The organism is Telmatocola sphagniphila (assembly GCF_018398935.1).
GTDB lineage: Bacteria > Planctomycetota > Planctomycetia > Gemmatales > Gemmataceae > Telmatocola > Telmatocola sphagniphila.
Window position 1 is genome coordinate 1,381,980 of sequence record NZ_CP074694.1, and the last position, 21,708, is coordinate 1,403,687.

Consider the following 21,708-nt stretch of genomic DNA (forward strand, 5'->3'; position numbering starts at 1 on the left):
AGAATCTTACCCTATCTTAGCATCTCAAGCGGTAAATCAGAGGATTGTACATGAATGAGACTGCCGAACCAGGTTGGGTTCAGCCCCAAGGAAACACCCGTTGCGCTTGCACAAGTTCAGACTGGCTTTTCCTTGTTGGAATTATGATCCTCGGATTGATACCCAGAATCTGGTGCTTAACGCACACAGAAGTAGCCGCACGCGATAGTATCGGCTTTATCCGCAGCGCTCTGGAAATGGAGTCCCCTCCGGTGGATTATCGGGACACTTCCCGGCATTTCACGCGAGCCGAGGTATTGCAGTATACGCTTCAACCACCGGGATATCCGGCTTGGCTTTTGCTGATTTCTCAGCCGGTTCGTTCCTACTTGGGAACCACTCCGGATAGTATGGTGCTCAGCGCTCAACTCGCGACGATTCTCGCTTCGCTACTGCTTGTAATTCCCATGTACTTTCTCGGGAAGCGTGTCTTTGGCCAGTTTGTAGCTCTCTTTGGAACTGCTCTCTTTCAGGTTCTTCCGGTGATAGTTCAACTAACGAGCGATGGCTTGTCGGAGAGCCTTTTTTTGCTCTTCGCCATTACTGCAGTTTGGAATTGCGTCTTGGCCTTAGAAACACAAAAGATTCCTTTCTTCGCCGGGGCGGGAGCCTCTATCGGGCTCTCCTATCTGGTACGGCCTGAAGGGCTGATCATCGGTGTGGCGTTGCTGATTGCGGTGGTCGTGGTATCGTTCAAAGGAGAAACACCGTTCAAGAAATGGGTCATTCGATCTGTTTGCGTGGCTCTCAGTTTTGCGGTAGTAGCTGGACCATACGTCGCAACCATCGGTGGGCTGACCAATAAGACCACGGGTAAGGGGTTGATTCATTACATTCAAGGCCAGGAGGTCGACCCTACTTGGCAGAATCGGCCGGACGAGATTGGTCAAAGATCACAGAATCCGACTCAGCTATTCGCCGTCTTTTCTGCTGAACTCAACGGTAGCACGACAGCCCGAGCATTCTGGGCACTTAAAGGTATCGGCATCGAAGTTTCAAAAGTCGGATTCTACCTTCCCTTCACCTTGGCCGTTTTGGGCTTTATCATTGCCCTCTTCACGCCAAACAAAAGTGAGGGCTCGCGATTTTTGCTACTCTTGATCCTCTGTCATTTTGGGCTCCTCTTTCTACTGGCCTTCAAAATCGGCTATATCTCCGAACGGCATACAGTCCTCTCGGTCTGCATTGGTTCCTTCTTTGCCGTCTATGCTATTAAAAGTTTGGCGGACTATTTTTGTGAATATCCCAAGGAGTTTGGCAAAGCGGCGTTGCTTCCGGCTTTAATCCTTTGCTTAAGCTGCTACGTGATGGATTTTCGGGTATTGCATGCCAATCGGGCGGGACATAAGGCAGCTGGGCAATGGTTGGCTCAGAAGATTCAGCCGAATGAAGTGATTTGGGACCCCTTTAATTGGGCCGAATTCTACGCAGGTCGATCTTTGTATGGGGAACCCGATCGAAATCCTGAACGCGGCCCAGTTTATACCGTTATTGAGCCCCAACATGCCACGCCGCACTCTCGACTGCCTATGCTGGTGACGGCTGTCGAGATTATGCGGCAAGGTGAACCCGTTTTCCACTGGCCGGAGAATAAACCGATCGAACAGGCCAAGGTGGCCGTCTATCGTGCAGAGCATTTTAAGCCAGTGACTCCACCAGCGAACCCACCTCAGTAAGCTTGTCGAGTTCCCAACACTGGCTCAGGATTTTATCCGCCTTGGCTTTGCCGAAGCGAGGTTCCACCGTACCCCGGAATTTGGCTTCGACTTCGGCATCCGTCATTGGATTTTCGGCGTGCCCGCGCGGATACGCCACTTCCTTGCTAAGAGTTTTCCCATTAGCCAAAGTCAGAACTATCCGATTTGGTATGCCCTTGGGATAACCCTTGCTCAATTCATCATCGAGATGGACTTTCACCTTGGCGGTGAAGTCAATAATGTCGCTCTTCGTGAACCGTTCCGGATCGAATTGCTTCAAGGTGACTTCCCCATCGAACAAGGCGACAGCCGTGCAATACGGGAGGCTGTGATCAGCCGTTTCTCGTGTTTTGGGTTTCCAGGCTTCCAGATATTTGCCGATAATGTTGTAACTGGCTTCAAAAGTGTAGATGTCGATTTTCTGCACGGCCGAGACATCGTTCCCCAGTTCTTGGCGAAGCTGCAGAGCCGCATCAATCGCGCTTTGCGAGTGGTACTCCGCCGGCCAATACTTAATGTAAGTCCGATTGATCATAAAGCCCTCGCTGCTCGAGGCTTCCGCGCCCATAGGAGCTACCGAAAAGGAATCGCGCGTCACCAGTTTCATGAAGCCGAGATCCCCTTCAAAAATGGGCGCGGGACCTGTCAATCCATCCGCCGCGAGGAGTGAAGCGAACACCCCGTTGCGAGCGGCATTTGCAAATGCACAGCCCTTCCACATACTCAATTCGCCCGAGCGAGTTTGTCGTAGTGCGACATTGGAAACTCCAGCAAGGCCAATGGCATGTGCAATCTTGCTGGCATCGAGTTTTTGCAGCTTCGAGGCCGCGATCGCCGAGGAGATGGCACCATAGGTCACATGGTCCACTCCTTGCTTGCGAAGGCTGCAGGCATCGCAGAGACGGCATTGAATTTCATAAGCGAGCACGGCGGCCGTGATGACCTCTTTACCCGAAGCCTGATACGCTTCTGCAACAGCCAGAATGGGGGCCAGATTATCGCTGGGATGGGCGGGCTCTTTGGAGAGATAGGTGTCGTTGAAATCCAGATAGCGAATCAGCAAGCCATTAACGAAAGTCGCCAATTCGATTGAGGATGTACCCCCGTTGAGTAGACTGGCTCCAGGACTGCTCTGCATCCGGGAGGCGACTTTCCGAGCGATTTGGTATGCCTCGGAATCCATTGCACCGGAGGCTGTGGCGAACGAATCGATAAGCCGACGCTTCACTTCGTGAATGGCTTCTTTCGTCAATTGTTCGTATTTCAATTGGCTGGCATAATTGGCGAATCTTAAAGCCAAAGACTGTGACATCTCGAAAATATCCTTTCAATTCTTATTCGTACCGGAGTTCCAGAGGCCTAGGACCGCACACCAAGCCAGAATCGGAGGTATCCCTGCAAAAATTAGGGCCTGAGAGTAATCTCTGGTCCAATCGACTACCCAACCCTGGAGCGGATAGAGCCCAGCGAGAAACAATGCATTGATTGTACCGAGAGAACCGGTCACTTTCCCCTGATGCCGTGAGGATACTTCCTGGCTTAATGAAAAGTAGGTCGGAAACAATCCGAGCGAGGCAAACCCTATCAGGAGCAATACTGCCAGTAAGAGATTCCCTGTTGGCAGAAAAGCGGCGATCACACTCAGAAGCGCGAGCAAGGCGCAACCGAAAAAAACCAGCATTCGACTCGTGTGTACTGCGAAGCCACGGCGGCTCAGGAGCAGAGTGACGATTCCAACGGAAAGCGAACCGATCTCGGCTGAAATGTAGTAAAGCGAGGTGAAGTAGTTCATGAACTCCCGAGAGTAACCGTGACCCTTCTGCAAAAACAAGGGTAGCCAGGCTCGAAAGGAATGCCAGGTCGTATTCACGGCAATAATTACCAGAACCAGCAACCAGTAGCGTCTTTGAAAAAAGATTTCCCGAAACCAAGGAACCTCTTCGGGGGCGGTTTCAACTTTGTTCGCGATTGGCATTTCTAACTGGCTTTTCCGTACGATTAGAAACCAACACGCCACCCAGGCAAATCCCAGTAGGCCGATTACTTGAAAAGGAACCGGCCAGGCGGGAGACCAGGCGGGCATAAAACCGCCGATTGGGGAGCCCAGAAGCCGGAATAAAGATTCTCGTTCGAATCGATGCGGATCGCGCCAATGCAGACAGTAAAGTATTACCAGCGGTGTAATTATGGCTCCCAAAGCGGTGCCGCCTTGAAAAAAGGCATTCCCCAAAGATCGCCGTTCTGGAGTGAACACCTTTCGAGTGGTGACGATCCCACATGGCCAGTTCCCGGCCTCGAAAAGCCCTAAACTGAAACGGCATAGCAGCAAAAAAGTGAAACTCGGGGCCCAGCCACACAGAAAGCCGGATAAGGACCAGATCAGAACCACTGAAGGATAGGTCAGGTATACCCCTTTTCTGTCCACCAGCCAGCCGAAGGAGAATGCCCCGAGGGCGAATGCGAATGAAAATACCCCTTCCAATAAGCCGTACTGAGTATTATTCAAACCGAATTGCAACTGGATGTCGGCGGCACTCTGGTTAAGCGCCATCCGGTCCATATAGTTAAGAGTTGAAGCGGTAAGTAAAAGTACACAGATTTGCCAGAGAGAAATCGTATTTTTCAAGTGCGAATTCTGGGTGGAATCGTTGCTGGGAGAGTTCATACCGCAACCTATTGAATCAATTTAACCTCTGATCTAACCTATGAACGTAATTCACAAGAACCCGGTACTATGTCCCATGGCCATGGGAGGCTTTGTTCTCTCGGTGCTGTCGCAGATCCTAGCTTATCTGGGAACTTTCGGACCAGCTCCGTTTGGCGCAATTCGCATTCCTTTCAAAGCCCTGGAAGGTGCTCAGGCCCTGTTGGTTTACGGCGGAACCTTTATTTTTCCGATCCTACTGGGGCTTCTCGGGGCCGGCCTCGGCGCTTACTCGTTTCAATCGATCGATCGATCCGGGGGCCATCTCAAGGGGAATGCGGCGGCAGTTTTTGCGGTTTTGCTGGGGCTCTTCTCGGTTGTGATCAGCACTATCGGCACCTTCGCTGTCCTGATTTATCCGCTGATCTACTAGGATTGCACACCCTTCGATCATCCCGCCGGGAGCAATTTGGTTCTCCCGGTAGTGGAATTTCCCTCCCCCATCAGGAGCTTGTCTCGCTCCTGAGGATATTTTCGGAACCAGGCTGCGACCAGAAGCACGCTATCGAAGCATCGTAAGGCCGACTGCTTAACCCGCAACGGATCCGTAAAGGATTTCGCGATTTCCGCCAGAAGCTTCTCCCGCGATTTTTTGTTGCGAGGTTCGAACCTCGCTCCCGTCACCACACCGCGATGAATGATGTACCATACCGGCCGACCTTCCAGGCCCGTGCAGGAATAGACAAAAGAATGTTCCTCACGAGCCCGCTGGAGGAAGCCGAGCCGTTCTCGAAGCCAGGATAGACTGTCGAGCTTTTCTTTGACGGTCGAAGCCCGCTCAAATTCCAGATTCTCCGCCAGATGAAACATTTCCCTCTCGAGCTTTTGAATCGGCTCGATATCGGTACCCTGCATGAATTCTTTTGCGCGTTTGATTTGTTGCGAGTAGCCTCGCCGTGAACAACCGCCGACACAAGGACCGGAGCAGGTGGAAATTTCGAAGCGAATACAGCCAGGCGTCGGCAGGACATCAAATAGGCTGGGTTGGTCCGCGAAGTGCATTTTTTGCTTCTGAGAGCAATCGCGCAGTCGAAAAAGATCGTTCAAAAAACGTGCAGCCTTGGTCACCCGCCGGCTTCCTGAGAAAGGGCCAAAACAGGCGAGTTCCTTTCCCGTGGGGCGTGTGGTGGCATAGAGTGTTGGCGCGGGGGTTCGACCGATGCACATATAAACGTAACGTCGCATACCGGGTTGACCGATGACATTAAACCGGGGCCGGTTGATCTGAATCTGCTCTAACTCCCTCAAAAGAGCCGAGAACTCATTCGGAGTGGTTTCCCAGACGATCTTCCGGGTGCGAGCTATGATCTTTCCCGCTTTGGGATCGCGACTCTTGGTGCGAAAGTAGCTTAATAGTCTGCTGCGAAGCGATTTCGCTTTTCCCACATAGATCAGCATGTCCCGAGCGTCCATCATGCCGTAAATGCCCGGCAATTTCGGTGCTTTTTCTCGAATGGCATTTTTCAAAATGCTGGGGGCCCGCCCTCGCACCTGATCCATCGCTGGTTGGAATTCCGGCGGGTGTAAATGGGTCGGTCCGAAACCCGCGAAAGCGGGAGTATCGAAAAGGGAACTGTGGGAATCCTTCCGCTCGAGCATGGCCGATTATTCCGAATCCTTCTGGGGCAAGAGAACGATCTTACCTCCAATTCTCACGATTGCAACAACTCCTCTGCTGCTGTGTGAAATTCATGAAAATGAAATTCTTGTCGTTGACTTGAAAAAGGACTCGACTAGTAATCATTTGCTATTTGGAAATTTTTAACGCATCAGGAGATTTTGAAATGTTGAAACGATTCTCTGCCATTGCATTGTTCGTGTTTGCCTTCGCCGGCATGGCCAAGGCCGCGGACAAGGACATTGTCGAAACTGCAACCGCAGCCAAGGATTTCACCACACTGCTGAAGGCTGCCACCGAAGCGGGCTTGGTCGACACTCTGAAGAGCAAAGGTCCCTTCACCGTGTTCGCTCCCAATGACAAGGCTTTCGCCAAGATCCCCAAGGAAACTCTGGCAGCCGTTCTCAAGGACAAAGAAAAGTTGAAAGCAATTCTGCTGGCTCACGTTGTGGCCGGTAAAGTGATGGCTAAAGATGTTAAGTCGGGCAAGGTCAAGACTGCTGGTGGTTATGAAGTGGAAATTGTGGCTAATGCCGATGGCGTTACTGTTGATGGTTCCAAAGTGATTGCTACCGACATCGAAGCTAGCAACGGTGTCATTCACGTTATCGATACCGTAATTCTGCCGAAGAACTAATAAATAATCTATCTCAGGCCGAATTCACCTCATCGGCCTGAGAACTTTAATCCTCATAAGCCTTTACAATCTGCTGCACCAAAGCATGTCGGACGATGTCATTTTTGTCCAGATAAACAATTGCTAAACGATTGATATTTCTAAGCCGTTTTAAGGCATCGCTCATTCCACTCTGAATACCTTTTGGTAAATCGACCTGAGTCGAGTCTCCCGTTACGATGATTTTCGAATTGTGGCCCATGCGAGTGAGAAACATTTTCATCTGTGAAACTGTTGCATTTTGAGCTTCATCGAGAATAATCACGGCATTATTCAGTGTTCTTCCCCGCATATAGGCCAAGGGAACGATTTCAATGATGTCATTCTCCATATATTTTTTAACTTGTTCAGGCTCCATCATATCGTTAAGAGCATCGAACAAGGGCCGTAAGTAAGGATTGATTTTGGCGACAATGTCCCCGGGAAGGAACCCCAACCGTTCGCCGGCTTCGACAGCAGGTCGAACCAGAACGATTTTTTTCACCTGTCCGGTACGCAGCAAGGTCACCGCCATGCCTACGGCCATGAACGTTTTCCCCGTACCTGCTGGCCCCTCGCAGATGGTGACGTCATTTTCGCGCAAAGCCTGAACGTACCTGCCCTGCCCGTCCGTTCGCGGTCGCAGATATTTGCCGCCATCCAGCATCGTTAAGTTCGTCGAACCGGTCATCTGGCTGCCGGCACGAACGACTTCAAGGATCGTACGAACGTCCTCGGCAGTCACTTTTCCTTTATTTCGAAGCGTGGACCGCAATTGCTGAAAACTTCGCTCGGCCTGAGAGACCGTTTCTTCAGTACCGTCAATTTGAACTGTATCGCCGCGGGCCACGAGTCTAACTCCCAGCACATCGCGAATCAGTCGCAGATTTTGATCCCGCATACCAAACAGCAGTATCGCCTCATCCCGACTGTCGAGTGTGACGTTTCGGGATACGGGCATAGCGTTGACATCATCCATAATTATCTCGTGGTAAAACTCAAGGAGTCTTCTCGATCGAACAATGTTCGGTCTAGCGCAGCCAGAAATAGGCTGCCGGAGCGGCAAAAAGCAGCGAATCGATCACGTCCAGAATTCCGCCGAATCCCGGAATGGTTTTTGATGCGTCCTTAATGTGATATTCCCGCTTAATCATCGATTCCGTCAAATCTCCCAGCACGCCTGCAATTCCGACGGTGATTCCGAACTCCAGTGCAAATAAGAGTGATCCCTGTTTGAGATCGCTCGCCTGGACGATCCAGATGCTAACCGCAATCGAGGAGAGCATACCACCGACAAAGCCTTCCCAGGTCTTTTTCGGACTGAGCATCGGAGCCATCAAATGCCGACCCAGAACGCGGTTGCAAAGAAGAGTGCCGGTGAAGTAAGCACCGATGTCATTACATTTTACCACTGCGATAAAGAGGAGAAGTGACCAGGAGGATTTGCTGGGGTAGATTTTCCCTTCATTTGGCAAAATTCGAAGCAGTTCGATGAAGCTCCCGAGGAACCCCAGGTAGAAGTAAAAGAATAGCGCGAGGGCTACGCGGGGGATAAAATTACGATCTTCCGCACGAAAGTACCACAACTCTGTGAGCAATGCGATAAATCCCGCGATTAGGAGCGCAAAAAAGGCGAAATCAACGGGTCTGGAGCCGTAATTGATAAATGCCACAAAACATACTGGAGAGAAGAGTATCAATCCCAAAAAAGTAGAAAGTTTTCTCGGCTGATCGGCTTTCGGGATCATGCGGAACAATTCGAGCCCCGCCAGAAATTGAACGATGAAGACTAGAAAAAAGAAAATGGGAAAATGTCGCGAGACATATCGCTCTTCAAAAAATAGACCCAACGCCAGCAGTATTAGCAAGCCGCCCATCCATAAACGAGTCCTGAGCATCTTGGGTTACACCGTGGGATGGGTAATTAAGCCACCGAATCTTCGCTCTCGAGCTGCAAAGTCCCGAAATGCTTGATGCAAAAGCGGTACGTCGAAGTCGGGCCAGCAGGTATGGGTGAACCAGAATTCACTGTACGAAATCTGCCAAAGGAGGTAGTTGCTGATCCGGTATTCCCCGGCGGTCCGAATCAGCAAATCCGGATCGGGCATTCCAGCAGTGTACAGGGAATTTGCAATCGCCTGCTCGTCGATCTGATCCGGATCTAATTCACCCGATTTAATGCGCCGTGCCAGCGACTGAACAGCATCGAGAATTTCCCCTCTCGCCCCGTAATTAATCGCCATGGCGAGCGTCAACCCGGTATTTTCAGAACTGATCCGGGTAGTTTCATCCAATTCTTGTAATACCTCAGCGGATAAACCCTGCCGACGCCCAATCATTCGAAACTTGATGTTCTGGTTGAGAATCAGCTCTCTTTCATCGATGAGATACTGTTTTAAAAGGGCCATCAGAAATTCAAGTTCGCGCCGCGGCCTCTTCCAATTTTCAGAACTGAAGCAATACAGAGTGAGTTGATCCAGCCCGAGTTCACAGCATTCGGTGACGATGTGCCGAACAACTTCCACGCCTCGAAGGTGCCCTTCGATTCGCTCTTTGCCTCGCTCCAATGCCCAGCGCCCGTTTCCATCCATCACAATGGCCAGGCTCTTCGGCATTCGATCCGGATTCAAGCCGCGTTTCGCGGTGGATTCGCGATTGATTGGCATAATTAGCAGTCGGGTTTTAGAGTTTGTTCGCGATCGGGGCCGATCGAGACGTAACTGACCTTCTTATGCAGTAATTCGCCGATGCGTTGAACATATTTCTGTGCATTGATTGGAAGTTCCTTCCATTTGCGGATCTTGGAAAGATCTTCCGACCAGCCGGGTAGTGTTTCATAGATCGGCTGGCAAGTTTCGAGCAGGAAAGAATCGCCAGGAAATTGATCGATTCGCTGGTTACCCGATTGATATCCCGTGCAGATCTTCAGTTCCGGAATTCCGCTGAGTACGTCGAGAAGCATGACGGTGATTTCGTCGACTCCGGCCAGCATACTTGTGTAGCGAAGTGCCACTGCATCCAGCCAGCCGACTCGTCTGGGTCGACCAGTCACTGTACCAAATTCCCGGCCGACGGTACGAATTCTGTTGCCGAGTTCATCGTTCAACTCGGTTGGGAATGCCCCTCTCCCTACTCGGGAGGTGTAAGCTTTCACGATTCCGATGATGCGGTCGACATTTCGAACCGATACCCCGCTGCCAGACCAAATGCTCGAAGGCAAGGTGTTGGAACTGGTGACATAAGGGTAAGTGCCGTGGTCAACATCCAAAAGGCTTCCCTGCGCGGCTTCGAAGAGAATCTTTTTCCCTGCATCTAACTGATTGTGAAGCAGGTGGACGGTATCCTGGACATACGGTCTTAATTGTTCTGCGTAAGCCAGATATTCTTCGAGTATCCCTTCCACTGTAAAGAGTTTGGGTTCTACACCCGTACATTCCGCAAGCGCCGAAATCAGCTTGTTTTTACGGGGGACAATATGGTTCAGACGCTCTTTTAAGTAGTCCGGATAGTAGAGATCGCCGAGCCGGATTCCGCAGGCGCGGTTCGCTTTATCCTGGTAGCAGGGACCTATGCCGCGACCCGTCGTGCCAATTGCGGCGGCGGATTCCTTCTCGCTGCAGCGTTCTTCTTCCATATGGTAGGGGAAGATTACGTGAGCGTGGTTACTGATACAAAGGTTCTTTCCAACGGGAATTCCAGCAGTGTGGAGTTGTTGAATTTCTTCCAATAACCGAGGCGGGTAGATCACCACGCCGTTGCCAATAACCGAGAGAATATTCGGTTTAAGAATGCCGGTTGGCAGAAGGGATAACTTGAAAGTCCGATTTCCCCAGACTATTGTATGGCCCGCATTGGCTCCGCCGTTGTATCGAACGACCAGATCGTGCGAATCGCTCAGCAAATCGACGATTTTTCCCTTGGCTTCATCTCCCCACTGCAAGCCCACCACACAAGTACCCGGCATTCTAACCTGCCCTCATGAAAACGTACTTTTACACTGCGAACAGAACACGTTAAAATCTAGGATTACAGCAGGTGAAGGCAAGCAAGAACTTGTAATCGGAAAGATCTTTGCGGTATGAATTATCGCGTCAAGCTCGTGAGTCTGAAAGTCGAGCCGGCTAATCTGGCAAAGATTCTGCCCGAATCGATGATCCGAACTCAGGGTGTCGGTGAAATCGTATGGTTGTCCAGTCATGTCAGTCAGTGTGGCTACAACCTGCAGCTCGTTCAATCGAGCGAGATTGTGTTCCGTGAACATATTTCATTTCAATCGATAGAGGAATATGCTCACAAAGTGCTCAATCCCGCTCGGCCACTGGATCTCGCAGGATTTCGAAGCGTCTTTAAGCTTCTGCTCAATGCAGCATTGAGATCGCTATCTGGCCGAAAGCAGAATTCTTCCAACGATCGACAGATGGCTAGTCCTGGCTTTGCCCAGGCCGTCAGCCAGACTTTTGATTTGCTGGATCTGAATTCTCATCCGATTTCAATTCCCTGTCTCGATTTATTGCCGCCGGTTTACCGGCGACTTCTAGAACAATCGGGCTATCGGGATGCACGAATTTTTAATTGGAAAGGTCCTCTAGAAAAGCCCAACTTACCGTGTGAGCTGGTTGTTGATGGGGATTCTGCTGTCGCTATGCGTTGGGAAGGATTCATCGGCTTTCTAGCTCAAAACACTAACTTAACGCTGGTTTGCCGTGAAAGAGATCAGGCCTTATTTTGGGCGCGAAAGTTTTCTCTACCGGAATCAGCCATTCCGGCCTCGAAATTAAAAGTTTCGAAAACGATTGCTCACGTAAATTCTCAGTTATTCAAGTCTGATCCGAAAAAATTGAATTCCGCCAAAGGAATTGAATTGATTCAGGCGCCGGCCGAGTTGGGTGAGGCACGCTTGATTGCTCGCCGGATTGCTCAGTTGATCGAGAAAAGTGTCGCTCCCGAAAGGATTTTAATCGGCCTCCACAAGCAGCCTGGCAAAGCCGATTTAATTCTCTCGACGCTCCGGCAATACAGTATTCCGGTCAGCAGCTTGTACTGCGGGAACTATCAGCGTGTTCCCGCGATTCGGGCACTGCTGAATTTTTTGAACATTCCCGCAGCGGGCTGGCAATTCCGACAGATTGCCATGCTATTGCGATCCAACTTTTTTCGGCCGGAATGGGAAGAGATTTCCAGTGAGAGAAAATTTTTGCGTGAGGCGGAGTTGTTTCTCCGATATCTCGGGGAACCAAGCGGCCGAGAAGCTTTTGAGCAAGGACTTCAAACCTGGTCGGTCAGTCCCCCGCAACCGTTGGAAGATGAGGAAATGGAAGGTTACGAGCGGACTCGCATGCAGTCAATTGCAACCCGCTCGCAGTCTTTCTTTCGCAATTTGTTCGATCTGCTCGATTCTGCTCCCAGACAAGCGACTTTCGCGGAATATGCGAATTGGCTTCAGCGCTTTGCTCGGGAATTCGGTTTTGAAAAAGCTTTATTACCGCACCCTGCGGAACTTGAAAAATGGCATGCGTTCTTTGAGATTTTCCAGCAGTTGCCAAAAACTACTCGCACTTGGAATAAAACCGAATTTTTCGAATTGATTTCGGAGCTGGCGAATTGCTCTACAAGCCCAGAAACTACAGCCCAGACAGTCCGGATACTCGAGGCCAACGAAGCCGTTCATCTGGATTGTGATTATTTGTTCCTGGCGGGCTTGGCGGAAGGTTCCTTTCCCAATCTCAATCGAACTAAAACACTTCTCAATCACGAGCAACTTAAACAATTAGCTAGCGAAGGTGCACCATTACCCGAACCGGACACGGATTTAGAAGTAGAGCAGGATCTTTTCCGGAGACTGCTAGCTACTCCAAAAAAGGGGGTCATTCTCTCCTACCCTGCCTTGGATAATTCGGGTCAGCCGTTGTTGCCCGCCACTTTTGTTGGCAACTTGCTCGATTGTTTTGAACCGGAAGTTGTCGAGACCACCGCGCAGTCGATGCTGCTCTCCGGATTTTTCGAATCAACCCCTTACGCAAATTTTGAGCGACGATGTCAATTTGTCGCACGGTCGAGGTCGAGAATTGATAAAGTGGATTGGTCTTGGGGCGGTCGCACGTCTCAGACTCTTCAGCGTGCGGCTGTAATGGCCGAATCTCGCTTCCGATCGAAAAATCATAACGAATACGATGGGATGATTGCCTCTCCGAAGGTCACCTCGAAATTAGAAAAAAAATTCGGTAACTCCAAAATCTTCAGTCCCACGGCCTTGGAACGCTACGTCAGTTGTCCCTTTCGTTTCTGGATGCAGGATGCCCTCGGGTTCCGGGAACTCGAAGAACCCAATGAGGATATCGAAGTCTGGCAACGGGGGATGGCCTTTCACCGGGCAATCGCCCGATTGCATCGGACCATCTTGAGTAAGACCGCGGTGGATCCGAAATCCGAGGAGTTTCGAAAGCACCTTCAAAGTGAACTGAACCGGGCCATACTCGAAAATGCATCGAAATCGGCCAGCTTGTTCACTCGCAAGCTTTGGGAACTGGAAGGCAATCGATTGCTTCGTTTGACACGAAATTACGGAACGCAATGGGCGGAATTTCAGTCAGGTTGGATGAAATCCACCGGGGTTCCACAACCTCTCTATCTGGAGCGAGCTTTTGGTACCAGGCGAATCGATCTTCTCAGTAATGACACCGAGAACCCGCCGTTGTCAATTGGCACCGGAGAAGCTGCGATCAAACTTGGTGGTGTGATCGATCGCGTGGATTCAGTTCAACTGTCGGATGGGTTAGTCTTCTGGGTAATCGATTATAAGACCGGCACTCCAAATCACTACACCCCGAAGATGTTCGAAAGCATGGAGCGGCTGCAATTAACGCTCTATGCGCTGGCCGCGCAGACTTTGTTCTTTCAGAATCAGAATGCTCGGCCCCTGGGACTGGCCTATTGGTTCGTCGCCCACCACGAAGGCTTGAAAACGGTTTTCCCCAAACAGAAAAAAAAGGGTTCCGATCCGGTTCCCATGTCCTTGGAGGAATGGAATCAGTACCGCAAAAGACTGGAAAATTGGGTCGGGGAGATTGTTAAGCGAATCCGGAGCGGGTTATTCCCTCTTGCACCACGAAATAAAGAGAATTGCAGCCACTGCCCGTATTCCCAATCTTGCCGGATCAGTGAGAGCCGGGATCGCAAAGAGGATTGGAAATTCGATCCTCCCGAGACTTGAAAAATCCTAGTTTCGAAAGGATAGAAATAACGACATGTCCGCCGATGTACCGCATCTACCTACTGAAGTACGCGCTGCGGGATTGACCCTTCAGCAAGCTGCAGCCGTCGAACTTCGCGGTTCATCGGTGCATCTATCCTCCGGGGCGGGCTGTGGAAAAACTCACGTACTGACGGCCCGGTATCTATCGCATATTAAAAATGATCGGTCGAGTGTCGGTCAACTGGTGGCCATTACTTTTACGGAACGGGCCGCTCGGGAAATGCGCGAGCGTATTAGAGGCTCCTTTCGTAAGGAGCGGGACCAGTCGAGTACCGAGCATCGCACTTTCTGGGAAGATCGACTGGAAGAACTGGAATCCGCGCCGATCAACACGATCCATTCCTTTTGCGGAAACTTATTACGACAATATCCAGCGGAAATGGGTATCGATCCGCAGTTTGAAATTCTCGATGAAGTCCTTTCGCTGAACGTACGATGGGAAGCTATTCGAGAGGAACTTCAATCGCTTTTGCTGGAGGAATCCGACGCTGGGAACAGTCTAAGAGCTTTGACGCAACTGTTCGGCTGGTATAAGATCCAGAATTCGGTACTTCATTTGATTGAAGAGTTGGATCAGGGAGCTTGGTCCGATTTTTTGAATTTGTCTGAAGCCGAGTATCGTGCGAGGATCGCTAGTCTCAAGATCCAGCTACTTAAGAGATACTGCCGATTTTTGCTTACCTCCGATCCCACGAGCGTTAAGTATCTGACAATTCTTTTGAAATCACGATACGAAGGGAATCTGCTGCCCGTCAAAGTACGGGAGGCTATCGAACAGCTGCAAGCCCTGTCTTCCGCTTCGAATTTACAGCAAGCCTATGAGGAATTGCACAAAACTTTGCTGGGTCCTAAAGAGATCATCGCCCAGCTTGTCGATCCGGAGGAGGCGGAGAATGTTAAGGAGGCACTGAAGGGATTCCGCGATAGTCTTAAGAATAAGCTGGATGCCTTTCTGGAGAATGAAAGCGGAGAGTGGAGTTTCAACGATTTTGAAGTGGCTCAGCAATTCGTTCGGGTGGCTCTGGCAGTCAACGACGGTTACAGTCGACGCAAAAAGGACCGGGCGGTTCTCGATTTCAACGATCTTTTAGTGATGGCGAGGGATCTCCTCAAAAATCATCCCGACGTCAGGGAAGAACTTGCTCAGAAGTACAGTTTTATTCTTCTCGATGAACTTCAGGATACTGATCCGACTCAGATGGAGTTGGTGAGACTGATTTGCGACACGGGACTGAAGTATGGGAAACTGTTCGCCGTGGGGGATGCCAAGCAGTCGATCTATCGGTTTCGCGGCGCGGACGTTTTCCTCTTCAATGAACTTCGGAATGAGATGCCCGAGCCTGGCCAGCTCGATCTCAGTACCAATTTCCGATCACAAAAGCCCATACTGGATTTTGTAAATACTCTATTTCGCAAGGTGTTCGACAGCTACGTTCCTCTAGAAGCCTTTGATCGGCCCGTTCTCGAATATCCCAACGTTGAATTTCTCTGGTCGTTCCCCGAAGTCGAAGCCGCCTCTGAAAAAGTTTCCGTGGAAGAAACTCGCCAGGCCGAGGGACGTTTAATTGCTCGACGGATTTCCGAGCTATTGCAATCCAAGGAGGAAAGAATTTGGGATTCCAAGACCAGGACCTTTCGTCCTGTACGTGCGGGAGACGTTACGATCCTGTTCCGATCGATGAGCAACGTTCAACTCTACGAGGAAGCTCTTCGCTACTATGGGATCGATTATTATCTCATTGGTGGTCGGGCCTTCTTCGCTCAACAGGAAATCTACGATGTTTTGAACGTGCTCCGAATCGTGGAAAATGCTAACGATTCCATCGCTCTGGCCGGCCTCTTGCGATCTCCGATGGCGGGTCTCAACGATCAGAGTTTATTTCTCCTTCGTCAATCTTCCGGGGATCTCTGGGATTGTCTGTTTTCAGAATCCCTTCCTTCCTTGCCTCCGGACCAGATGGAGGCACTGAAGACCATTCGGACCTTTTTAAAACATTGGTCGAATATCAAGGACCACGTTTCGATTCACGATCTTCTAGTTCGAATCATTGAAGACACCGGTTACGATGCCGCGCTTCAATTTGAATTTCTGGGCGATCGAAAACTGGCGAATCTTTGGAAGCTCGTCGAATTGGCCCGCCGTTTCGATCAAGCGGGATTTTTTACACTCACCGATTTCATTGAACGGCTGGCGGAACTGGTGGAGAACGAACCGAAGGAAGAACAAGCAGCCACTCAGCCGGAAAACGCCGATGTGGTGAAGCTAATGACTATCCACCAGAGTAAAGGGCTGGAATTTCCCGTTGTGATAATTGCCGATTACAATCGAAAGAAAAGCTCCCCGGTTGGCCAGCAGGTAAAGTGGCAGCGCTATTTCGGCTGCGTTTCCAGTCCGCCTCAGGACGAAGACCCCCTCCCCTTTTCGGACCAGAATTGGCGACTGGCCGCGATTGCGGATCGAATGGAAGACGATCAGGAAGAACTTCGAGTACTTTATGTGGCCTGCACCCGACCGCGAGATCTTCTGATACTTTCGGCGGGCTTCAACAAATTCAATCAGGAAAGGAATCCGTACGTTCATATGGCCAAGCTCGATCCCAACAGTTGGCTGCTGAAGCTTGGCCAGAAGTTCGATATACGTACGGGGGAAATTTTGCAATTAGTTCCGGAAGATTTGCCCATTTCCATCCGGGTCATCAGCGAGACCGACAAAGGTATTGCTCAGGCTCCCTATGAAAAATCCAGAAAAATACCGGGAAAGCTGCCCGATATGAGCCGATACAAACCTTTGGACAATCTGCTTTAATTGCACGGAGCACCGCTGTATGATCTAAGTTTTTTGAGGATTGTTCACTAAAGTATTGTCTACCTCTCAAACTGAATATGGCTAAACTCTACTTCTATTACTCGACCATGAACGCCGGGAAATCGACATCCCTTCTTCAGGCGGCGTACAACTATGCCGAACGGGGAATGCGGACTCACATTTTCACAGCCATGATCGATATCCGCAGTCAGGGCCGCATCGCTTCGCGCATTGGCATTGCGGCCGATGCGAGGCAGTTCAATAGCGAAACGAATTTCTGGGAAATATGCACATCCGATCCTTCGCATTGCGTACTGATTGACGAAGCACAATTCTTGACCAGGGAACAAGTTCGGCAGCTGTCCCGGATCGTGGACGAGACCAATGTTCCTGTGATGTGCTATGGCCTGCGTACTGACTTTCGAGGAGAGTTGTTTCCGGGAAGCGCCACCCTGCTCGCCTGGGCCGACACTCTGGCGGAACTAAAAACGATTTGTTGCTGCGGCAAGAAAGCCACGATGGTAGTCAGAGTCTCGGCTTCAGGTGCTGTGGAACGAATAGGCCAGCAGGTGGAGATTGGCGGCAATGAGCGGTATGTCCCACTCTGTCGACGCCATTTCTTCGAATCAGTCGAATCGGGAGTTTGTACGGGTTGGAAGCCTTAATTTATTCGGGCACCAGGAAACTCATATGCAAACTGGCGTGCGAAAAGTGAATTTTATCCCATTCTTCTCGAGATAAATTACCCATCATGGGATGCGGTGCTCTTTCGGGAACGCGCTCCAGTCTCTCGATTGCTTCACTAAGTTGCCTCAGGCCCTCTTCCGCACTGATATTTTCTGCCGGTTTCAGTGTTTCACCGCCTTTTTTAGGCAGTTTAAATCCTGCCGGCATTTTCATACGAAGAACTTGCTTTTTGAAGATCCGGGACATTCGGCGCATCAACCAGGGAAATTCGAGTTTCATGCCCTCAATGCTACCATTGAGGGTCAATGCGAGGTGTTGAAGAATCTGGCCCGTAGTCCAGTTGCCTAAGGTTTTGTGCGGAGTGGCGACTATGGTTTGGGCGTCGTGTAGGAGGTCCTCGTAAGATTGGAAATTTAGAGACCGTCTACCTTGAACCTTCGCAGTCTGGACAGGCATTAAAGTCTCTCCGATTATTTAAATTTTCGAATCCTCTTCCTGGGATTGAAGAAAAGTCGCAATTCTAAAATCGTATGATTTTGCCCGACTGTGGGAAGCACCTGCCGGTTCCTAGCACTCTCTAACGCTGCACCATTCTGCAATTTTCTCCAACGCGGACCGAAATGTCGAATTGGGCAGAACCTGCAGATGTCGTTTCGCTCTCTGAATGTGCATGTCCACGACATGACGCACTTGTTCCAACGCTCCAACCTTTCGAAACAACTCGACGATAACCATGCGATTATCGAGATTGCTTTCAAACAGAGTCTTTTCAGATTGGGAGGCTTCCTGCAAGAATCGCAGTATGGGCAGTGTCGCTTTTTTCTGAATCAGATCCGTTCCCAAGGTCTTTCCGGTTGAACGCTGGTCCCCAACAATATCCAGCAGATCGTCCGAAATCTGAAAAGCGATACCGAGTTCCCGCCCGTACAGGGCCAGTTGCTCGGTGATTTCCGGTTTCGCTCGGGAGATCTGACCTGCGAGTCGGCAGGCACATTCCGTCAAAGCGGCCGTTTTGCCATCAATGATGCTGTAGTACTCCGTCTCCGTCAGTTCCCAGCCCTGGGAACCGAGGCTTTGCTGTATCTCGCCGACGCAAACTCGCGTGGTGGCTTCACCGATCATCTCACCAATTTTCGCATCACCTGTCTTGCTGGCCTGATGGTAAGCCATACTGAACAGCAAATCACCTAACAGAATGCTGGATTTGTTACCCCATCGCTGGTGCATCGTGAGGGTTTTTCGACGAACGTCCGCTTCATCCAGAACATCGTCGTGTATCAAGGTCGCAGTATGAATCAGTTCGATGATAGCGGCGGCCAGATGATGGTGCGGGAGCACGCCCAACTGCAGAGCGTGAGCGGACAGTAGAGTGAGAGCCGGTCGCAGCCGCTTGCCTTTATAGATAGCCAGATGCTCGACCAAGTCGGGAAATTTCTTGCGGTGAGGAGACAGGAACTGCTCCAGATGCGTTTCGACTCGTAAAAGATCATCACTCAAAAGTGCATTGAGAAAATCCTGTTTTCTACCGTTTGGCGAAGCCTCGGTTGGGGGCTGAATTGTCATCACCCAGTGGTCCTTTCTCGATCTTCCCCTGCCTGGAAGTGGCCTGATTTGCCACCCAGTTTTTCTTCGAGGCGGATCTTCTCGATCGTCATTTCCCGATCGATAGCCTTGGCCATATCGTACACGGTCAGAGCCGCTATACTGACAGCCGTCAGAGCTTCCATTTCGACGCCCGTTTTACCGGTCACTTTGACGCTCGCCAGTATTCGCAGAGTTCTATCATCCGTAAATTCAAATTGAATTTCCACGCCATGGATCGGAAGCGGATGACATAAGGGGATCAAGTCGGAAGTTTTCTTGGCTCCCATAATACCAGCCAGCCGAGCGACCTCCAGAACATCTCCCTTGCTCAATGCTTTGGTCCGAATCAGAGTCGCAGTTTCGCTCTTCATCCTAACCAAAGCACTGGCAGTAGCGCTGCGGGCTGTCTCCATTTTATCGCCCACATCGACCATACGGCTGGCACCAGTATCGTCGAAATGTGTGAACGGATTTACCATGTCAGCGACTTCCAATCATCGACGGGCGTCGGATCTTTTCGCAATAAGTCCTAGCTTAGCTAAGGCTCTAACTTTAGTAACCGTTCTCAAGATTAAGAATTAACAGATTAGGAGATTCAATCAGGGACTGGGCAATTTTATGGAGATGTCTTTTTCTGCCTCGAAAGTTCGACCATCGAGGGTAAGCAGTTGAACTTGTATGCGGATTCGGCTGGTTTTAGGGAGAGTTTGCCAGTAAACCGGAACGTAATAGCCGGTGCTGAAAAGCCCGGTTTTCCAGGTTTTTCGCAGCGTGGCTCCATCGACTTGCCAACCGCCGAGACTTTCCTTCGTGCCTGTAGAGGTAAATTGGCTGGCAAAAACTTTGAGAACTCCCGGGACCTTTAGCGGACTGCCGTCCTCATCCCGCGGGACGACTACGACCTGGAAGCCCTCATCCCCTGGAAGGCCATCCTCGTCCAAACCGGCGGTTCCAGTGCCTAAAATCAGGTCTTTGATAGCTATGCCGATAGAGCGATCTTCCGCACTGTTTTTGCTTTGAGCCGCCTGCCGTGCGAGAAATTCATTTTCGAGGGCTTTGGTCTGATTCTGGTACGCCTCCAGGGACTCCTTCAGTTCGCGATTCTCGCGTTCTTTGGTACGTAGTTCGGCCTCTACTCCTTCCTGACGGAGTTGGGCTCGTCCTCCGCAACCGAAGCTAAGCAGAAGAAATAAAGACGTTAGTAGCAAGCGAACCGGCAATGAACGTCCTTCCTTCTCGTGAAACTCATTAAACAAAAAAACGCATGGGTCTTTTAATTCCCATGCGTTTTGGAGTTTCGTAATGGCGGATCAATCCTTTTTGATCGGCATGGGAAGCTTTTCCAATACCTGATCGATAATTCCGTACTCTTTCGCTTCCGAGGCATCCATGAACTTATCGCGGTCGGTGTCTCGTTCGATTGCTTCCAGAGTCTGTCCCGTGTGCTTCAGAAGAATCGCATTCAGATGTTTCTTGGTCCGAATGAATTCCTTGGCATGAATCAGGATTTCCGTCGTGGTACCTTCTGTACCGGCGAGCGGCTGGTGAATCATAACTCGGGAATTCGGCAAAGCGTAACGCTTCCCCTTTGTCCCTGCTGTCAACAAAACCGCTCCCATGCTGGCGGCCTGGCCAATCACATAAGTCGCCACGTCGCAGGAGATGAATTGCATCGTGTCGTAGATGCTCATTCCGGCTGTTACCGAGCCGCCCGGGCTGTTGATATATAGGTGAATGTCGGCTTTCGGATCTTCGTACTGAAGATACAAAAGTTGAGCTACGACAAGATTGGCCGATTGATCATCGACTTGGCCGAGCATGAAGATAATTCGATCTTTGAGCAATCGGCTGTAGATATCGAATACGCGTTCTTCCCGGTTACTGCGGTCTAAAACGTAGGGAACCAACGGCATGATGTGCCTCCCACTGAATTTATTCGATTAGGGTAAACGCCGCGGGAGATATCCGCAGCGGAAAATATTGATCGATAACGCTCGAATTAAGGCTTCTTGGGGGACTCGATTTTCTGAAGCACTTCGTCGACCAGACCGAATTCCTTGGCCTGGATGGCACTGAAGAACCGATCCCGTTCGCTTTCTTTCTCAATGACACTCAATGGCTGACCGGTATGCTTCACCAGAATGTCATTCAGCAAGGAACGGTCTTTCAGGATTTCCGCGGCCTGAATTTCGATATCGGAAACCTGCCCTCCCACCTGGCCGTAGGGCTGGTGGACCATGATCTTGGAGTGCGGCAAGGCGTAGCGACGGCCTTTGTTTCCTGCCGTCAGGATAATCGCGGCCCCGCTGGCGGCCAGGCCCATGCAATAAGTGGCAATGGGACATTCCAGAAACTGCATGCAATCGTAGATTGCCAGGGTGGCCGTTACCGACCCTCCAGGGCAGTTGATGTACATGTGAATTTCCTGAGTCTTGTTCTCATACTGAAGATACAGGAGTTTCTGGATGGTGATGTTAGCGAGGAAGTCCGTAATTGCGGACTGTCCGCCAGTTTCCGGAGAACTGCCCAGGAAGATAATCCGGTTATCGAGCAGGAGGTCGCCGGTTGTCATTTGACGCTGGCGAACGGTCTCTCGAAAACGTTGAATCTTCGGTTCGAACAACGGTCCCATATAGGGATTAGAACCTGTATCAATGTGCATGCAC

The 21,708-nt window shown here is 50.6% G+C and carries 19 protein-coding genes; 6 read left to right on the forward strand and 13 right to left on the reverse strand.

Annotated elements, in window-relative coordinates; genetic code table 11:
• Positions 1 to 143: 143 nt before the first annotated feature.
• A complete protein-coding gene (locus tag KIH39_RS05790) occupies positions 144 to 1,715 on the forward strand; it encodes a glycosyltransferase family 39 protein (protein ID WP_213498313.1) in 1,572 nt (523 codons plus the stop codon).
• Here KIH39_RS05790 and KIH39_RS05795 read toward each other — a convergent pair.
• Both KIH39_RS05795 and KIH39_RS05800 read right to left on the reverse strand, forming a co-directional pair.
• On the reverse strand, positions 1,678 to 3,048 hold the full coding sequence (locus KIH39_RS05795; RefSeq protein WP_213498314.1) for an MmgE/PrpD family protein: 1,371 nt from the start codon (positions 3,046 to 3,048) through the stop codon (positions 1,678 to 1,680). The two genes, KIH39_RS05790 and KIH39_RS05795, sit on opposite strands and share 38 nt — an antisense overlap.
• Positions 3,049 to 3,063: 15 nt before the next feature.
• Positions 3,064 to 4,401, reverse strand: a complete 1,338-nt coding sequence (locus KIH39_RS05800) for an MFS transporter (RefSeq protein ID WP_213498315.1) — start codon at positions 4,399 to 4,401, stop codon at positions 3,064 to 3,066.
• Positions 4,402 to 4,441: 40 nt separating this feature from the next.
• Between KIH39_RS05800 and KIH39_RS05805 the strand changes: the two genes are divergently transcribed.
• On the forward strand, positions 4,442 to 4,813 hold the full coding sequence (locus KIH39_RS05805; protein WP_213498316.1) for a hypothetical protein: 372 nt from the start codon (positions 4,442 to 4,444) through the stop codon (positions 4,811 to 4,813).
• Positions 4,814 to 4,830: 17 nt separating this feature from the next.
• Here KIH39_RS05805 and KIH39_RS05810 read toward each other — a convergent pair whose 3' ends face one another.
• On the reverse strand, positions 4,831 to 6,039 hold the full coding sequence (locus tag KIH39_RS05810) for a GIY-YIG nuclease family protein (protein ID WP_213498317.1): 1,209 nt from the start codon (positions 6,037 to 6,039) through the stop codon (positions 4,831 to 4,833).
• A gap of 185 nt (positions 6,040 to 6,224) precedes the next feature.
• On the opposite strand from KIH39_RS05810, the gene KIH39_RS05815 reads away from it, so the two are divergent.
• Positions 6,225 to 6,695: a fasciclin domain-containing protein gene (locus KIH39_RS05815; RefSeq protein WP_213498318.1), complete on the forward strand. Its 471-nt coding sequence runs from the start codon at positions 6,225 to 6,227 to the stop codon at positions 6,693 to 6,695.
• 46 nt (positions 6,696 to 6,741) lie between these two features.
• Here the strand turns inward: KIH39_RS05815 and KIH39_RS05820 are convergent, their stop codons facing one another.
• The 4 genes from KIH39_RS05820 to KIH39_RS05835 are packed head-to-tail and all read right to left on the reverse strand — an operon-like array spanning position 6,742 to position 10,677.
• Positions 6,742 to 7,692: a PhoH family protein gene (locus tag KIH39_RS05820; protein WP_246539551.1), complete on the reverse strand. Its 951-nt coding sequence runs from the start codon at positions 7,690 to 7,692 to the stop codon at positions 6,742 to 6,744.
• Positions 7,693 to 7,744: 52 nt separating this feature from the next.
• On the reverse strand, positions 7,745 to 8,611 hold the full coding sequence (locus tag KIH39_RS05825; protein ID WP_213498319.1) for a phosphatidate cytidylyltransferase: 867 nt from the start codon (positions 8,609 to 8,611) through the stop codon (positions 7,745 to 7,747).
• Between the two features lie 6 nt (positions 8,612 to 8,617).
• Positions 8,618 to 9,379: an isoprenyl transferase gene (locus KIH39_RS05830; protein WP_213498320.1), complete on the reverse strand. Its 762-nt coding sequence runs from the start codon at positions 9,377 to 9,379 to the stop codon at positions 8,618 to 8,620.
• A 2-nt stretch (positions 9,380 to 9,381) separates the two neighbouring features.
• Positions 9,382 to 10,677: an adenylosuccinate synthase gene (locus tag KIH39_RS05835; protein ID WP_213498321.1), complete on the reverse strand. Its 1,296-nt coding sequence runs from the start codon at positions 10,675 to 10,677 to the stop codon at positions 9,382 to 9,384.
• A gap of 114 nt (positions 10,678 to 10,791) precedes the next feature.
• Between KIH39_RS05835 and KIH39_RS05840 the strand changes: the two genes are divergently transcribed.
• The 3 genes from KIH39_RS05840 (at position 10,792) to KIH39_RS05850 (ending at position 17,436) form a co-directional block, all read left to right on the forward strand.
• Positions 10,792 to 13,923, forward strand: a complete 3,132-nt coding sequence (locus tag KIH39_RS05840) for a PD-(D/E)XK nuclease family protein (protein ID WP_213498322.1) — start codon at positions 10,792 to 10,794, stop codon at positions 13,921 to 13,923.
• Positions 13,924 to 13,957: 34 nt separating this feature from the next.
• Positions 13,958 to 16,771, forward strand: coding sequence for a UvrD-helicase domain-containing protein (locus KIH39_RS05845; protein ID WP_213498323.1), 2,814 nt, complete (start codon positions 13,958 to 13,960; stop codon positions 16,769 to 16,771).
• Positions 16,772 to 16,848: 77 nt separating this feature from the next.
• Complete coding sequence (locus KIH39_RS05850; protein ID WP_213498324.1) at positions 16,849 to 17,436, forward strand: thymidine kinase; 588 nt, start codon at positions 16,849 to 16,851, stop codon at positions 17,434 to 17,436.
• 1 nt (position 17,437) lies between these two features.
• On the opposite strand, the gene KIH39_RS05855 is transcribed toward KIH39_RS05850, so the two are convergent.
• From KIH39_RS05855 to KIH39_RS05880, 6 genes are all read right to left on the reverse strand, one after another.
• The gene (locus KIH39_RS05855; protein ID WP_213498325.1) at positions 17,438 to 17,914 is read right to left on the reverse strand and encodes a DUF1569 domain-containing protein; all 477 of its coding nucleotides are present in this window, start codon (positions 17,912 to 17,914) and stop codon (positions 17,438 to 17,440) included.
• Between the two features lie 111 nt (positions 17,915 to 18,025).
• Positions 18,026 to 19,021 carry a polyprenyl synthetase family protein gene (locus KIH39_RS05860; protein WP_213498326.1) on the reverse strand — a complete coding sequence of 332 codons (996 nt, stop codon included), beginning with the start codon at positions 19,019 to 19,021 and terminating at the stop codon, positions 18,026 to 18,028.
• Positions 19,021 to 19,521, reverse strand: coding sequence for a cyclic pyranopterin monophosphate synthase MoaC (gene moaC, locus KIH39_RS05865; RefSeq protein ID WP_213498327.1), 501 nt, complete (start codon positions 19,519 to 19,521; stop codon positions 19,021 to 19,023). Before moaC ends, KIH39_RS05860 begins: the two co-directional genes overlap by 1 nt.
• Before the next feature lie 120 nt (positions 19,522 to 19,641).
• Positions 19,642 to 20,262 (reverse strand): hypothetical protein, encoded by a 621-nt coding sequence (locus KIH39_RS05870; RefSeq protein WP_213498328.1) that lies wholly within the window; start codon positions 20,260 to 20,262, stop codon positions 19,642 to 19,644.
• Between the two features lie 90 nt (positions 20,263 to 20,352).
• Positions 20,353 to 20,955 (reverse strand): ATP-dependent Clp protease proteolytic subunit, encoded by a 603-nt coding sequence (locus KIH39_RS05875; protein ID WP_213498329.1) that lies wholly within the window; start codon positions 20,953 to 20,955, stop codon positions 20,353 to 20,355.
• 86 nt (positions 20,956 to 21,041) lie between these two features.
• Complete coding sequence (locus KIH39_RS05880) at positions 21,042 to 21,704, reverse strand: ClpP family protease (protein ID WP_213498330.1); 663 nt, start codon at positions 21,702 to 21,704, stop codon at positions 21,042 to 21,044.
• Positions 21,705 to 21,708: the final 4 nt, after the last annotated feature.

Coding starts and splice junctions, on each gene's coding strand:
- KIH39_RS05790 (WP_213498313.1), top strand. CDS start 144: ATGATCCTCGGATTGATACCCAGAATCTGGTGCTTAACGCACACAGAA.
- KIH39_RS05795 (WP_213498314.1), bottom strand. CDS start 3,048: ATGTCACAGTCTTTGGCTTTAAGATTCGCCAATTATGCCAGCCAATTG.
- KIH39_RS05800 (WP_213498315.1), bottom strand. CDS start 4,401: ATGAACTCTCCCAGCAACGATTCCACCCAGAATTCGCACTTGAAAAAT.
- KIH39_RS05805 (WP_213498316.1), top strand. CDS start 4,442: ATGAACGTAATTCACAAGAACCCGGTACTATGTCCCATGGCCATGGGA.
- KIH39_RS05810 (WP_213498317.1), bottom strand. CDS start 6,039: ATGCTCGAGCGGAAGGATTCCCACAGTTCCCTTTTCGATACTCCCGCT.
- KIH39_RS05815 (WP_213498318.1), top strand. CDS start 6,225: ATGTTGAAACGATTCTCTGCCATTGCATTGTTCGTGTTTGCCTTCGCC.
- KIH39_RS05820 (WP_246539551.1), bottom strand. CDS start 7,692: ATGGATGATGTCAACGCTATGCCCGTATCCCGAAACGTCACACTCGAC.
- KIH39_RS05825 (WP_213498319.1), bottom strand. CDS start 8,611: ATGCTCAGGACTCGTTTATGGATGGGCGGCTTGCTAATACTGCTGGCG.
- KIH39_RS05830 (WP_213498320.1), bottom strand. CDS start 9,379: ATGCCAATCAATCGCGAATCCACCGCGAAACGCGGCTTGAATCCGGAT.
- KIH39_RS05835 (WP_213498321.1), bottom strand. CDS start 10,677: ATGCCGGGTACTTGTGTGGTGGGCTTGCAGTGGGGAGATGAAGCCAAG.
- KIH39_RS05840 (WP_213498322.1), top strand. CDS start 10,792: ATGAATTATCGCGTCAAGCTCGTGAGTCTGAAAGTCGAGCCGGCTAAT.
- KIH39_RS05845 (WP_213498323.1), top strand. CDS start 13,958: ATGTCCGCCGATGTACCGCATCTACCTACTGAAGTACGCGCTGCGGGA.
- KIH39_RS05850 (WP_213498324.1), top strand. CDS start 16,849: ATGGCTAAACTCTACTTCTATTACTCGACCATGAACGCCGGGAAATCG.
- KIH39_RS05855 (WP_213498325.1), bottom strand. CDS start 17,914: ATGCCTGTCCAGACTGCGAAGGTTCAAGGTAGACGGTCTCTAAATTTC.
- KIH39_RS05860 (WP_213498326.1), bottom strand. CDS start 19,021: ATGACAATTCAGCCCCCAACCGAGGCTTCGCCAAACGGTAGAAAACAG.
- moaC (WP_213498327.1), bottom strand. CDS start 19,521: ATGGTAAATCCGTTCACACATTTCGACGATACTGGTGCCAGCCGTATG.
- KIH39_RS05875 (WP_213498329.1), bottom strand. CDS start 20,955: ATGCCGTTGGTTCCCTACGTTTTAGACCGCAGTAACCGGGAAGAACGC.
- KIH39_RS05880 (WP_213498330.1), bottom strand. CDS start 21,704: ATGCACATTGATACAGGTTCTAATCCCTATATGGGACCGTTGTTCGAA.